Origin of the sequence: Streptomyces sp. WMMB 322 (genome assembly GCF_900090145.1) — a bacterium.
In the GTDB taxonomy this organism is placed as follows: Bacteria; Actinomycetota; Actinomycetes; order Streptomycetales; family Streptomycetaceae; genus Streptomyces.
In genome coordinates this window covers 154652-168234 of record NZ_FMHI01000008.1, presented here as the reverse complement: position 1 = coordinate 168234, position 13583 = coordinate 154652, and the positions used below count along the sequence as shown (strand labels likewise).

Genomic DNA, 13583 nt, shown 5'->3' with positions numbered 1-13583 from the left:
ACGCCGCCCCCGCAGTCCCCCTCCGAGGAGCCCCGGGCGTACGGCGACTCCGCCGACGAGCGGACCGCACCCCCGTCCGGTGCCCCCGTGCACCCTGACGCCGTCCCCATGTTCGGGCCCCGCTTCATCAGCGAGGACCGCGGGAAGCTCTACCGCGAGATGCGCGAGCAGCACGGCCCGATCGCGCCGGTGACACTGATCGGCGACGTCCCCGCGTGGCTGGTGCTCGGCTACCGCGAGCTGCACCAGATCACCGGCAATCCGGCGCTGTTCACCCGTGATTCGTCCGTGTGGAACATGTGGGACCGGATACCGCCGGACTGGCCGCTGATGCCGATGGTGGGCCGCCAGCCGTCGATCCTCTACGAGGTGGGCGACCGCCACGAGCGCCGCTCGACCCTGGTGAGCGACGCCCTGCGCGAGGTCGACCCGTTCGAGCTGCGCATCCACTCCGAGCAGCACGCGGACGGACTCATCGACGCCTTCTGCGGACGTGCCGAGGCCGATCTCGTCGGCCAGTACGCCATGCAGCTCCCCGCCGTCGTGCTGGCCCGGATCTTCGGCTTCACCGCCGAGGAGGGCGCCGAGCTCGTCCCGAGCATCAACGCCGTCGTCAACGGCTCCGAGGGCGCGCTCGAAGGCAGGCAGCATCTCCAGCGCGCCATGGGGAGCCTGCTCCGCTCCCGCGCCATCTCGCCCGCCGGCGACGTGGCCACACGGATGCAGACGCATCCCAACTCGGGCGAGTTCTCCTCGGAGGAGATCCTGGAGGACATGATGGTCGACCTGGTCGCGGGCCATCAGCCCACCGCCGACTGGATCAGCAACTCGCTGCGGCTGATGCTCACCGACGACCGCTTCGCCGCCTTCCTCGGCGGCGGACGCGCCAGCGTCGGCGAGGCGATGAACGAGGTGCTGTGGGAGGAGACGCCCTCGCAGAACATCGCCGGGCGCTGGACGACGCGCGACACCCAGCTCGGCGGCAGGCTCATCCAGAGCGGCGACCTGCTCGTCCTCAGCTTCGCAGCGGCCAACGCCGATCCGCACATCCGCCCCGACCAGCACTCCTTCACCGGCGGCAACAGCGCCTTCTTCTCCTTCGGCCACGGCTCCCACCGCTGCCCCTACCCTGCGCAGGAGATCGCCGAGGGCATCGCGCGTACGGGTATCGAGGTGCTGCTGGACAGGCTCCCGGACGTCGATCTGGCCGTGGACGAGGACGAGTTGGCGTGGCGCCCCTCCCCCTTCCTGCGCGGCCTCGAAGCGCTGCCGGTCACCTTCACGCCCACCTCCGCCGTGGGCGGGTGAGGGCGGGAGGTCACAGACCCGCGAGGGCCGGGAGCGCGGCGGCCGGAGCGGACGGCGGGTCAGCCGTGCGGCGTGGGCCCTCCCTGGCCGTACAGCTCCTCGACGACGTGCCCGTACTTCTCCCGCACGGCGTGACGGCGCACCTTCAGCGACGGCGTCAACTCCCCGGTCTGCGGGCTCCATTCGTCGCCGAGCAGCCGGTACCGCTTGACCTGTTCGGTGCGGTTGAGCTGCGCGTTGGCCTCCGCGACCGCGCGGTCCCGACGGCGCCTCCGGGGGCTGGATACGGCTCTGCCGGTGCCCGGGCTTCCCCGGCGGACCCGGGGAATCTCCCTCGGAAGCCTTGCAGTACAAGGGTGGTGAGACAGCAATACTGTTGAACACACTTGGAACAGACCGGGTCAGGGAGAGAGCGGACGCATGGAGCAGCAGCAGCGCAACGGCCGGGCGGACGCGGACAGCCTGACCGTGGACGAGCTCGCCGCGCGGGCGGGCGTGACGGTCCGCACCGTCCGCTTCTACAGCACGCGGGGTCTGCTTCCGCCGCCCACCATCGGGCCGCGCAGGGTCGGCCGCTACGGCCCGGCGCACCTGTCCCGGCTGGCGCTGATCGAGGAACTGCAGAACCAGGGCATGACGCTGTCGGCCATCGAGCGCTACCTGCAGCGCCTGCCCGAGGACACCGACCCGCACGACCTGGCGATCCACCGGGCCATGGTGGCCTCCTGGATGCCCGACACCGTCGACGAGGCGACGCGGGAGGTCCTGGAGCGGCGCGTGGGCCGCGAGCTGACCGGTGACGACCTGGAGCGGCTGACCGCGATGGGCGTCCTGGAGACCACGGACGACCCGGCCCGCTTCCTCGTGGACCCCGCACTGCTGCACCTCGGAGTGCGGGTGCTGGACATGCCGCTGTCACAGGAGACGATCCTCGCCGCACGCGAAGCCATGCTCGAACATGCGCGTGCAGCCGCACGGGAGCTGAGCCGCCTGTTCAAGGACGAGGTGTGGGAGCCCTACCGGGCGCGCGAGAGCGACCCGGAGCAGGTCGAGCGGATGAAGTCGCTGTCGGCCCATATGCAGCCGATGGTCGTGCAGGCGCTGATGACCGCGTTCCAGCGGTCGCTCAAGGAGGAACTGCGGGGCGCGTTCCCGAAGGAGCGCGCCCCGCAGTCCCCCGACCACTAGGTTCTGTCGTCTGAATCCTCGCGGCCCTCCCGGAATGCGCCGTCGGGCCAGGGCCGATCGACTGCGTGAGCGATAGCCTTTCCTCGGGGGCGAGCGGCGGGAAAGGAGAAACCCGAGGCGTGCAGGAATCGATTCCGCACATACCGAAGATGCGCCTGGACGAGCTGCTGGAGGAACTGCAGACACGCATCGATGACGTCCGTGGCACCCGGGACCGCGTTCACAGCCTGCTGGAAGCCGTCGTATCCGTGGGCCGGGAGCTCGATCTCGCCCAGGTGCTGCGGCGGATCGTCGAGGCGGCGGCCCTCCTCGTCGACGCGCAGTACGCGGCCCTCGGAGTGATCGGCCCGGACGGGCGGACGCTGTCGCAGTTCCTGACCGTCGGACTCACCGAGGAGCAGATCAAGGAGATCGGGCCTCTGCCGGCGGGGCACGGCCTGCTCGGCGAGTTGATCCGCAATCCCGAGCCGCTGCGTCTGGCCGACCTGGGCGAGCACACGGCGTCGTACGGTTTCCCCGCCCACCATCCGCCGATGCGTACCTTCCTCGGCGTACCGGTCCGGGCGCGGGCAGAGGTGTTCGGGAATCTCTATCTGACGGACAAGAAGGGCGGGCAGGAATTCGACGCCGAGGACCAAAGCGTCATTTCGACGCTTTCGGTGGCGGCAGGCGTGGCGATCGACAACGCCCGGCTCTACGAAGGAGCCCAGCGACACCGGCGGTGGCTCCAGGCCAATACGGAGATCACCAACAGCCTGTTCTCCGGCAGGCCGCGGCTGGAGGTTCTGGAGCTGATCGCCCGACGTGCACTGGAGATCACCGGAGCCGCCCTCGCGGATGTCTCCGTCCCCATCCCCGGCACGGACGACTTGGTCGTCGAACTCGCCCTGGGATCACAGGAGATGAATCGCCGCGGGCTCGTCGTGCCTGTAGAGGGCACTCTCTCCGGTGCCGCTCACAAGTCCGGTGCACCTGCCAGGTCGGCCCGTCTCGAGGGCGACCCACGCTACGGCTCGGGGCCCCGTGAATACCGCGCTCTGGGGCCGGCGGTCGCCGTCCCCCTGGGCGGCGCCGAACGAAGCCTGGGCGTGCTGCTGCTGGCACGGGCACCGGGGGAACCTGTCTTCACCGACAGGGAGATCGACCCGCTCCTCGCCTTCACGGCGCAGGCAGCACTCGCGCACGAACTCGCGGAACGCCGCAGCGACGCCGAGCAGTTGACGCTGCTGGAGGACCGCGACCGCATCGCCCGCGATCTGCACGATCTCGCCATTCAGCGGCTGTTCGCCACGGGTATGACCTTGCAGAGCGCCGCACGCCTGATGGAACACAACGCTGCTGCGGAGCGGGTCTCACGTGCGGTCGACGACCTCGACGAAACAATCAAGATCATTCGAAGCACCATCTTCGGCCTGCGGGTTCAGGAGGAGCGCGCGGGTACCAGCCTGCGGGCGCGGGCCACCCGTGTGGTGGGCGAGGCCACTTCGGCACTGGGATATCCACCGCGCCTGAGCATGGAAGGCCTCCTGGACACGGACGTGGCCCCCGCGGTGGCGGACCACGTCCTGGCGGCCCTGGGCGAGATGCTCAGCAATGCGGCACGCCACGCCCACGCAACCCGGGTGGAAGTCGGTCTCCAGGCCACCGGGGACGAAGTCGTCCTCACCGTCACGGACAACGGCCGGGGCATCCCCGCCGACGGTCGGCGCAGCGGGCTGAAGAACCTCGCGGACAGGGCCCGCAGCGTAGGGGGGACGTTCGCGATCGACACGGCCGTGGACGAGGGAAGCCGGCTTGCGTGGCGGGCTCCCCTGCGCCCCGGCGGCGAGAGGTAGGCCGAGCCCCGGAGCGGACGGGGCGGCGAAACACCTCACCCGCGCGCACCGTGGTGACGTCCCGGAAGACGAGAGCCGTCCATGGCGCGCACGTCGCCGCACCCGTGAACCGCGCGGGTCACCCGTCGGCCGCGGCGTCGACGAACTCGATTCCCGTGACCAGGTCCGGCCGGATGCGCAGCGTCCCGGTGACGGTCCCGGGAGCCCAGGGACGCAGAAGGCCTCCGAAGCGCTCGAGCTCCGCCGGGTCGTCGACACGACGGGCGTAGCCTGTGACGACGACGCTCCAGCCGAGGTGCCGTTCGGGGTCGATGGCATCGGCCTCGAAGGCCACGACGGCCCCCGTGCCGTCGGCCGGTACGGTCACGGCCGCCAGCGCAGCCGCGTCGCTCAGCCGGACGACGACGTCCTCACCGTCCAGGACATGAATGACGGGGCGCACAGCCGGAAGGGCCTGCTGGGTGAAGAAGAGACGTCCCAGAGTGACCGAGGTCAGCAGCCGCAACGCAGTTGCGCGGTCCAGCGGTTTCATGTGCTGCTGCGCTCCCGGCTCTTCGGGGCCGTCCAGCCTCCACAAGACGCTCTCGCTCATCATCCCCACCCTTGAATACCTGCCGGTCGGGACAGCCGTCCGGCCAATGAACCAGCGTCACCCTGCTCGGCACTCCGGCACCAGGGCCGAAAGGCCCCGCCCTCGCCCCGGGCCTGCCGGAAAACCTCCGGCGCCGGGCTGAACCCGGCTCCGCGCCCCGGCCCGGCGACGGCGCCGTCGACTCCGCCCACGGGTGCGCGGCGGCGGAATTCCGTTCCGCCCTGGCGTTCGCACCCTGGTTGCGAGGACGATGCATCATGCCGGCGCGGCGGAACGCACTCCGAAAGCATGGGAATCAGATGACGGACAGCGACGATGGCACAGACTCGAAAGCCCCGGTCAGTGTCTTCCTCCTCGACGACCACGAGGTCGTCCGCCGAGGTGTGCGCGACCTGCTGGACGCCGAACCCGATCTGACGGTCGTCGGCGAGGCCGCGACAGCCGAGCAGGCGCTCGTCCGCATTCCCGCGCTGCGCCCGCAGGTCGCGGTCCTCGACGTGCGACTGCCCGACGGGGACGGCGTACGTGTATGCCGGGAGCTGCGCTCCCGCATGCCGGAACTCGCCTGCCTGATGCTGACCTCCTTCGACGACGAAGAAGCCCTGCTCGACGCGATCATGGCCGGCGCATCGGGCTACGTACTCAAACAGATAACGGGCACCGACCTGGTCACCGCCGTACGCACCGTCGCGTCGGGGCAGTCGATGCTCGACCCCGGCGCCACCACACGCCTGATGACCCGGCTTCGCGCCGGTTCGGAAGAGCCGGAGGAGACTCTGCCCGGCCTGACGGAACGCGAACAGGAGATCCTGGCCCTGGTGGGTGAGGGGCTGACCAACCGTGAGATCGGCAAGCGGCTCTACCTGGCCGAGAAGACGGTGAAGAACAACATCTCCCGGCTGCTGGCCAAGCTCGGCGTGGAACGCCGTGTGCAAGCCGCCGTGATCGCCACCCAGGCGCTCGCCGCACAGGAACAGCCCAAGGGAAAAGGGGCCTCCGAGCCCGGGCGAAGGCACAGTCGCTGACAGCGCGCACACCACAAGCGGGATCCGTCAGGCCACTCACAGCCGACGAGACGCGCCACGGTGCACGCCGCGGGACCTGCGCCGGGCACGCGGCAGAGCCGGGCCGGCGGGCCCGGCTCTGCCGTACGCGGCACCCGGCCGGTGTCAGTCGTGCGGGACGACCGCCACCGGGCAGTGCACGTGGTGGAGGCAGGCTTGGGCGACGGACCCGATGCGGGTCCCGATCGGAGCACGGCGTGTGCGGCGGCCGACCACCAGCAACTGCGCCCCCTCGGCTGCTTCGACGAGCACGTGTCCGGGGTTGCCCATCTCGACCTGCGCGATGACCGGCACCTCCGGGAAGCGCTCACGCCACGGAGCCAGGGCCTTCTCCAGCGCCGCCTGCTCCAGCGCCGTCGTTCCACCGCTCTGCCCGGGAGGGCCCAAGGGGCCGGGGGTGTAGATGTAGACCGGCGGCAGACTCCACGCACGCAGCGCCCGCACCGTCGCCCCCCGTGCGGCCGCGGTCTCGAACGCGAACCGCAGCACCTCACTGCACTCTTCCGCGTCGCCCTGCTGGCCCACGACGACTTCCCGGCGTGCCGGCGAGTCCGTACCGGCCCGGACGGCGACCACGGGCCGCGGGGAGGAACCGATGACACGTCGTCCGCACGAGCCGAGCAGATAACCGGTGAGGGCACCGAGTCCGCGGGACCCGATGACGAGCATCTCTGCCCGCTCGGCGGCCTTCAGCAGCGCCGGGGACGCCGACTCGCCCACTGCCTCGGACGACAGCCGCACCTTCGGGTAACGCTCGCTGAGTTCCTTTTCCGCCAGGTTCAGCAGGTCCTTGCCCGCCTGCTCCTGTACGTCCGGAGGCCGGACGATCGGCACATCAACGGGCTGCCAGAACCAGGCGTGCACGAGATGCACAGGCAGCTCGCGGCGCACCGCTTCCTCGGCCGCCCATGCGGCTGCGGCCATGCTCTCCTCGGAGCCGTCCACCCCGACGACGATTGCACGTTCCATGACGAAGCCTTCCCCACTCTCGACGGTGTGCCCGGCACACCCCTGTGTTCCTTCGTGACCACAGCATCCGGTCGGCAACACAGCGACGGAGAGGGGCCGTTCGGCCCGGCGTCGGCCGCCGTTCGGCCCTCGGCGGCCGGGACCCCCGGGCCCCGTACCGGCGTCCCGAAGCGGGGGGACCGTGCTCGTCCCCTCCGGTGCCACCGCACAGTCACCGTCCGGCAGTCGAGGCCCAACGGGCCCGCGCAAGCGGGACGTTCGGCCCACCGGAAGAGGCCTCATGCCGGCAGAGCCGCCGTTGCCGGCCGCGGCACATTTGCTTCGGACACCACAGACCGCGTTCGATCCGCCCCCTTGAAGGGACAACCGTCATGGCCGTTCACCAGCCGACCCGCTCACGGATATCCCGTCCGTGGCGCAGGCACCAGGCCCGCAGCACTTCGCACACCGCGGAGTCCTCGGCCTCCACGACCGTCGAGAAGAACTTCGCCGCAGTGCGGCTGATCGTCGGCGGCGTATTCCTCTGGGCGTTCTTCGACAAGCTCTTCGGCTGGGGGTACGCCACCCCCTCCGGCAAGGGCTGGATCGACGGGGGTTCACCGACCAAGGGCTTCCTGTCCGGCGTGGCCACCGGACCGTTCGAGTCCACCTTCCACTCCTGGGCCCGAGCCGTCTGGGCCGACTGGCTGTTCATGCTCGGGCTCCTCGGCATCGGCACCGCCCTCGCGGCCGGCGTCGCCCTGCGGCTCACAGCAGTGGCCGGGACTGTGCTGATGGGCCTGATGTGGGCGGCCGAGTGGCCGCCTGCGCGGTACCTGTCGGACGGCTCGCCCAGCATGTCGACCAACCCGGTCCTGGACTACCACCTCGTCTATGCCGTCGTCCTGATCGCTCTCGCAGTCGCCTCCGCCGGCCGTACCTGGGGGCTCGGCAGGACGTGGGAGCGGTTCCCGTTCGTCAGCCGCAACCGCTGGCTGCAGTGAACGCACGGGCTTGCGTCCCGGGCCGGGACACCTCCGCCGGCTCGGCCCGGGCCGTTTTGCCCACCTCCATGTACACAAGGCAGTACGGCGCCGCGATGAGCGGCAGACCGACGGAAGGACAACCATGACGTCCCCGACAAGCCCCCGGCTGATCAGCCACCTGCCGTCCGCCGGGCGCGACCGGATGGTGCAGTTGTCGCACGAGACGCAATTCCCCAAAGGGGCACGCATCTTCGAGGAGGGCCGCCGCGCCGACCGCTTCTGGATCATCCGGACCGGCGCGGTAACCCTCGATCTCCATGTTCCCGGACGCCGCGCCGCCCAAGTGGAGACTCTGGGCCCCGACAAGCTGCTCGGCTGGTCGTGGCTGTTCCCGCCCCACACCTGGCACTTGGGAGCCTCCGCCCTCTCACCTGTCAGGGCGCTCGAATTCGACGCGGAAGCCGTACGGCAACTGTGCCGAGAAGAGCCCGTCTTCGGGCAGGAACTCACCCGATGCGTAGCGGAGATCATCGCTCGACGCCTGCACGCCGCCCGCACACGGCTCCTGGACCTCTACGGGCCACAAGGCAGCGGACTGCGGTTGTGAGACGCAGGCGCAGCTCCTCGTCGCCGGACCGGGCGGCCCCGGGACTCTCCGACGCGGAACCGCTGCGCCTGGCGGTGGTGCAGGTTCTCCTCGGTTCCCCTCGGCCGGCATGGCCGCCCCGCCTGCTCCCGGCAGTGGGCCGGGGCCGTCTCCTCCGGCCCCGGCCCCCTCGGGCCGGCTCAGCCGGGAAGACCACGGCGGCACAACCCCCGCCGCCGCGTCTTCGCCCGCACCGGCCAACGCCTCCTGACCGTGGCAGCCGCCTTCTGGCACGACTGGGACACCAGCGCGGCGCCACGATCAGGCGATCCCCGACCGCCTACGGCCACCAGGACACCGGACTCATTCATCCAGGGGTGTCGTCCTTGAAGAACTCGCCCTTGCCGGCCTTCTCCGCGAGGAGGTCCGGCACGGCGAATCGGTCGCCGTAGCGCTCCTGGAGCTCGCGGGCGCGCTCCACGAACCCGGCTGGGCCGCCCTCGTAGCCGTTGATGTACTGGATGACGCCGCCCGTCCACGGCGGGAAGCCGATGCCCAGGATGGAGCCGACGTTGGCGTCGGCGACCGAGGTCAGCACGCCCTCCTCGAAGAGCCGGACGGTGTCCAGCGCCTCGGCGAAGAGCATCCGTTCCTTCATGTCCTCGAACGGGATGCCGGGGTCGGCGTCCTTCTTGAAGTGCTCGCGCAGGCCCGGCCAGAGCCTGACGCGCTTGCCGTCCTCGCCGTAGTCGTAGAAGCCGGCTCCGCCGCTGCGGCCCGTGCGCCCGAACTCGTCGACCATCCTGTCGATGACGGCGTCCGCCGGATGCGCCTTCCACTCGATGCCCTCGGCCTCCAGCCCGCGCCGGGTCTCCTCGCGGATCTTGCGGGGCAGGGTGAGGGTGAGCTCGTCCATCAGCGAGAGCACCTTGGCGGGGTAGCCGGCCTGCGCTGCCGCCTGCTCGACGGTCGCGGGCTCCACGCCCTCGCCGACGAGGGCGACTCCCTCGTTGATGAAGTGCCCGATGACCCGTGAGGTGAAGAATCCCCGGGAGTCGTTGACGACGATCGGGGTCTTCTTGATCTGCTGCACCAGGTCGAAGGCGCGTGCCAGGGCCTCCTCCCCCGTGCCGCGGCCCTTGATGATCTCCACCAGCGGCATCTTGTCGACCGGTGAGAAGAAGTGCAGCCCGATGAAGTCGGCCTGGCGCTCGACGCCTTCGGCGAGGGCGGTGATGGGCAGCGTGGAGGTGTTGGAGCACAGCAGGGCATCGGGGGCGACGATGTCCTGGATCTCCTGGAAGACCTTGTGCTTGAGCGCCGGGTCCTCGAAGACCGCCTCGATGACGGCGTCGCAGCCCGCGACGGCCTGCGGTTCCGCGGCGGGTGTGATGCGGGCGAGCAGCTCGTCCCGCTTCGCCTCGGTCGTACGGCCGCGCTCGAGCGCCTTCTCCAGCAGGCCCTGCGAGTAGCGCTTGCCCTTCTCGGCGGCCTCCAGGGAGACGTCCTTGAGGACGACGTCGATGCCGGCCTTCGCGCAGGAGTAGGCGATGCCCGCGCCCATCATGCCGGCGCCGAGGACGGCGACCTTCCGGACCGGGCGGGACTCGATGCCCTTGGGGCGGCTGCGGCCGGCGTTGACGGCCTGCATGTCGAAGAAGAACGCCTGGATCATGTTCTTCGAGATCTGGCCGGTGACCAGTTCGACGAAGTAGCGGGCCTCGATGACCTGGGCGAGTTCGAAGTCGACCTGGGCGCCCTCGACCGCCGCGGCCAGGATGTTGTGCTGGGCGGGGTAGGGGGCGCCGCCCGTCTGCTTCCTCAAGTTGGCCGGGAATGCGGGGAGGTTGGCGGCGAGCTTCGGGCTCGACGGGGTGCCGCCGGGGATCTTGTAGCCCTTCACGTCCCAGGGCTGCACGGACTCCGGGTTGGCGTCGATGAAGGCGTGGGCAGCGGCCAGCATGGCTTCCTCGCTGTCCACGACCTCGTGGACGAGGCCCTTCTCCTTGGCCTTGGCCGGGAAGTACTGCTGCCCCTGGAGGAGCACGTTGAGCAGCGCGTCGGCGATCCCCAGCAGACGGACCGTGCGGGTCACGCCGCCGGCTGCGGGAAGCAGGCCGAGGGTGGCCTCCGGACAGCCGATCTTGGAGCCCTTCGCGTCGAGGGCGACACGGTGGTGGCAGGCGAGCGTGATCTCGAAGCCCCCGCCGAGCGCGGCGCCGTTGATGGCGGCGACGACGGGCTTGCCGAGGGTCTCGATGCGCCGCAGATCGCGCTTGAGCTGCATGCTGCCCTCGAAGACCTCCTGGGCGTCCTCGGGGCGGGCGCGGATGAGGTCGTTGAGGTCGCCGCCGGCGAAGAAGGTCTTCTTGGCGGAAGTGAAGATCACGCCGCGGAGGTTGCCGGCCTCGTTCTCACGCTCGAGGCGGTCGGCGACGACGCCGAGCGACTCCTTGAACGCGGCGTTCATGGTGTTCGCGGACTGGTCCGGGTCGTCCAGCACGAGGGTGACGACGCCGGACCCGTCCTGTTCCCAGCGGATGGTCGTGGACTCAGGCATGGTGGGTTTTCTCTCCGTACGTGAGGGCGGGATGGCGGTGGGAAGCGGTGCGGCCGGCCGCGGAAGCCGTCGCTCCCGCGGTGGTGGCCGTCTCCGGTCGGAAAGTCAGAGCCGTTCGACGACGGTGGCGCTGCCCATGCCTCCGCCGACGCACAGGGTGACCAGGCCGTAGCGCTGGTCGCGGCGCTCCAGCTCGTCCACGAGGGTGCCCAGCAGCATCGCGCCCGTGGCGCCCAGCGGGTGGCCCATGGCGATGGCGCCACCGTTGACGTTGACCTTCTCCAGCGGCAGTTCCATGTCACGGGCGAAGCGCAGCACCACCGCCGCGAACGCCTCGTTCATCTCGACCAGGTCCATGTCGGCCGCCGTCAGCCCGGCCTTGGCGAGGGCCTTGCGGGAGGCGGGCGCGGGCCCGGTCAGCATGATGGTGGGGTCGGCGCCGGAGACGGCTGCGGAGAGGATGCGCGCGCGGGGGCGCAGCCCGTAGCGCTGTCCGACCTCCTCGCTGCCGACGGCGACGAGGGCGCTTCCGTCGACGATGCCGGAGGAGTTGCCCGCGTGGTGGACGTGGTCGATCTCCTCCACCCAGTGGTACTTCTGCAGCGCCACCGCGTCGAAGCCGCCCATCTCGCCGATGTCCTTGAAGGACGGCTTCAGCCCGGCGAGGGAGTCGGCCGTCGTACCCGGACGGATGTGCTCGTCACGGTCGAGGACGGTCATGCCGTTGCGGTCGAGCACGGGGATGACGGAACGGTCGAAACGGCCGTCCTTCCACGCCTCGGTTGCCAACTCCTGCGAGCGCACGGCGTATTCGTCCACGTCACGGCGGGAGAAGCCCTCGATGGTGGCGATGAGGTCGGCGCCGATGCCCTGCGGCACGAAGCCCGTCTCCAGGCTCGTCAGGGGGTCCATGTGCCATGCGCCGCCGTCGGAGCCCATCGGCACGCGGGACATCGACTCGACGCCGCCCGCCAGGATCAGGTCCTCCCACCCCGAACGCACCTTCGCCGCAGCGAGGTTGACCGCTTCGAGGCCGGAGGCACAGAAGCGGTTCTCCTGGACGCCCGCGACGGTGTCGGGGAGCCCGGCGGCGATGGCCGCGGTCTTGGCGATGTCGGAGCCCTGGTCCCCGATGGGGCTGACGACGCCGAGCACGAGGTCGTCGATCGCGGCCGGGTCCATTGCGGGGTGGCGGCGGCGCAGTTCGTGGATGAGGCCGACGACCAGGTCGATGGGCTTGGTCCCGTGCAGGGCGCCGTTGGCCTTGCCGCGGCCGCGCGGGGTGCGGATCGCGTCGTAGATGTACGCTTCGGTGCTCAAGATCGGCAGCCTTTCGGTGCGTGGCGGTTCGGGCGGGTCGGGGCCGGTTCAGTCGAGGATCGAACGGCCGATGATCTCTTTCATGATCTCGGTCGTGCCGCCGTAGATCGTCTGGATGCGTCCGTCGGTGTAGGCACGGGCGACAGGGAATTCGTTCATGTAGCCGTAGCCGCCGTGCAGTTGGAGACATCGGTCGGTGACGCGCTTGTGCAGTTCCGTCGCCCACCACTTGGCCATGGACGCGTGGGCGGCGTCCAGCTCGCCCTTCGAGTGGTCCTCGATGCAGCGGTCGAGGAAGGCGCGGGTCACGGCGCACTCCGTGGCGAGCTCGGCGATCTCGAAACGCACGTGCTGGAGCCTGGCGAGCGGCCGTCCGAACGCCTCCCGCTCCTTCACGTACCGCGTCGTCTGCCCGAGGATCTCCTCGGCGCCGGCGATCGCCCCGACCGCGATGGCCAGCCGCTCCTGCGCGAGGTTGGTCATCAGGTGGACGAAGGCGCCGTGCAGTTCGCCGAGAAGGTTCTCCTTCGGCACGTGCACGTCGTTGAAGAACAACTCGGCGGTGTCCTGCGACTTCTGCCCGATCTTGTCGAGGTTGCGGCCGCGCTCGAACCCCTCCGTGCCCCGTTCGACGACGAGGAGGCTCAGGCCCTTCGCGCCGCCCTCGGGCTTCGTACGTGCCACGACGATCACCAGGTCGGCGAGGATGCCGTTGGAGATGAAGGTCTTGGAGCCGTTCAGCACCCAGTGGTCGCCCCTGTCCTCCGCGGTCGTGCGGATGCCCTGGAGGTCGGAGCCGGCGCCGGGTTCCGTCATGGCGATGGCGGTGATGATCTCGCCGGAGCAGAAGCCGGGGAGCCAGCGGCGCTTCTGCTCGTCCGTCGCCAGAGACGTCAGATACGGGCCGATGATGTCGTTGTGCAGGCCCAGGGCGATGCCCGCGGCGCCCGCGCGGGCGAACTCCTCGCCGAGCACGGCGGCGTACCGGAAGTCGGCGGTGCCGCCGCCCCCGTACTCCTCGGGGACGGCGAGACCGAGCAGACCCTGGCGCCCGGCCGCGAGCCACGCCTCGCGGGAGACGATGCCGTCCTTCTCCCACTGCTCGTAGTGCGGCTCGACCTCCTTGGCCAGGAAGGTGCGGACGGTCTGCCGGAACGCTTCGTGGTCCTCGGTGAAGATCTGGCGCTTCATGTGGT

At 70.3% G+C, this 13583-nt stretch carries 11 protein-coding genes and 1 pseudogene; 6 read left to right on the top strand and 6 right to left on the bottom strand.

The window, feature by feature from the left end; genetic code table 11:
* Nucleotides 1-108: 108 nt before the first annotated feature.
* Nucleotides 109-1308: a cytochrome P450 gene (locus tag H180DRAFT_RS15295; RefSeq protein ID WP_175437779.1), complete on the top strand. Its 1200-nt coding sequence runs from the start codon at nucleotides 109-111 to the stop codon at nucleotides 1306-1308.
* Between the two features lie 59 nt (nucleotides 1309-1367).
* Here H180DRAFT_RS15295 and H180DRAFT_RS15290 read toward each other — a convergent pair.
* Nucleotides 1368-1568, bottom strand: a pseudogene (locus H180DRAFT_RS15290) (long-chain fatty acid--CoA ligase); the annotation flags it as partial.
* 160 nt (nucleotides 1569-1728) lie between these two features.
* Here H180DRAFT_RS15290 and H180DRAFT_RS15285 point away from each other — a divergent pair.
* Nucleotides 1729-2496, top strand: a complete 768-nt coding sequence (locus H180DRAFT_RS15285; protein ID WP_055486613.1) for a MerR family transcriptional regulator — start codon at nucleotides 1729-1731, stop codon at nucleotides 2494-2496.
* Nucleotides 2497-2645: 149 nt separating this feature from the next.
* The gene (locus H180DRAFT_RS15280) at nucleotides 2646-4331 is read left to right on the top strand and encodes a sensor histidine kinase (protein WP_055486700.1); all 1686 of its coding nucleotides are present in this window, start codon (nucleotides 2646-2648) and stop codon (nucleotides 4329-4331) included.
* A gap of 118 nt (nucleotides 4332-4449) precedes the next feature.
* Here the strand turns inward: H180DRAFT_RS15280 and H180DRAFT_RS15275 are convergent, their stop codons facing one another.
* Nucleotides 4450-4923 (bottom strand): pyridoxamine 5'-phosphate oxidase family protein, encoded by a 474-nt coding sequence (locus H180DRAFT_RS15275; RefSeq protein ID WP_079100138.1) that lies wholly within the window; start codon nucleotides 4921-4923, stop codon nucleotides 4450-4452.
* Nucleotides 4924-5222: 299 nt separating this feature from the next.
* On the opposite strand from H180DRAFT_RS15275, the gene H180DRAFT_RS15270 reads away from it, so the two are divergent.
* Nucleotides 5223-5948, top strand: a complete 726-nt coding sequence (locus tag H180DRAFT_RS15270) for a response regulator (RefSeq protein WP_055486611.1) — start codon at nucleotides 5223-5225, stop codon at nucleotides 5946-5948.
* Between the two features lie 144 nt (nucleotides 5949-6092).
* On the opposite strand, the gene H180DRAFT_RS15265 is transcribed toward H180DRAFT_RS15270, so the two are convergent.
* Entirely contained in the window at nucleotides 6093-6956 is an 864-nt protein-coding gene (locus H180DRAFT_RS15265) for a universal stress protein (RefSeq protein ID WP_055486610.1), read from the bottom strand.
* 371 nt (nucleotides 6957-7327) lie between these two features.
* Between H180DRAFT_RS15265 and H180DRAFT_RS15260 the strand changes: the two genes are divergently transcribed.
* Both H180DRAFT_RS15260 and H180DRAFT_RS15255 read left to right on the top strand, forming a co-directional pair.
* The gene (locus H180DRAFT_RS15260; RefSeq protein ID WP_055486609.1) at nucleotides 7328-7939 is read left to right on the top strand and encodes a DoxX family membrane protein; all 612 of its coding nucleotides are present in this window, start codon (nucleotides 7328-7330) and stop codon (nucleotides 7937-7939) included.
* Nucleotides 7940-8063: 124 nt separating this feature from the next.
* Nucleotides 8064-8528, top strand: coding sequence for a Crp/Fnr family transcriptional regulator (locus H180DRAFT_RS15255; RefSeq protein ID WP_055486608.1), 465 nt, complete (start codon nucleotides 8064-8066; stop codon nucleotides 8526-8528).
* 346 nt (nucleotides 8529-8874) lie between these two features.
* Here H180DRAFT_RS15255 and H180DRAFT_RS15250 read toward each other — a convergent pair whose 3' ends face one another.
* The 3 genes from H180DRAFT_RS15250 to H180DRAFT_RS15240 form a co-directional block, all read right to left on the bottom strand.
* Nucleotides 8875-11067, bottom strand: a complete 2193-nt coding sequence (locus H180DRAFT_RS15250) for a 3-hydroxyacyl-CoA dehydrogenase NAD-binding domain-containing protein (RefSeq protein WP_055486607.1) — start codon at nucleotides 11065-11067, stop codon at nucleotides 8875-8877.
* A gap of 105 nt (nucleotides 11068-11172) precedes the next feature.
* On the bottom strand, nucleotides 11173-12387 hold the full coding sequence (locus tag H180DRAFT_RS15245; RefSeq protein WP_055486606.1) for an acetyl-CoA C-acetyltransferase: 1215 nt from the start codon (nucleotides 12385-12387) through the stop codon (nucleotides 11173-11175).
* Between the two features lie 48 nt (nucleotides 12388-12435).
* Nucleotides 12436-13578, bottom strand: a complete 1143-nt coding sequence (locus H180DRAFT_RS15240) for an acyl-CoA dehydrogenase family protein (RefSeq protein ID WP_055486605.1) — start codon at nucleotides 13576-13578, stop codon at nucleotides 12436-12438.
* Nucleotides 13579-13583 lie beyond the last annotated feature (5 nt).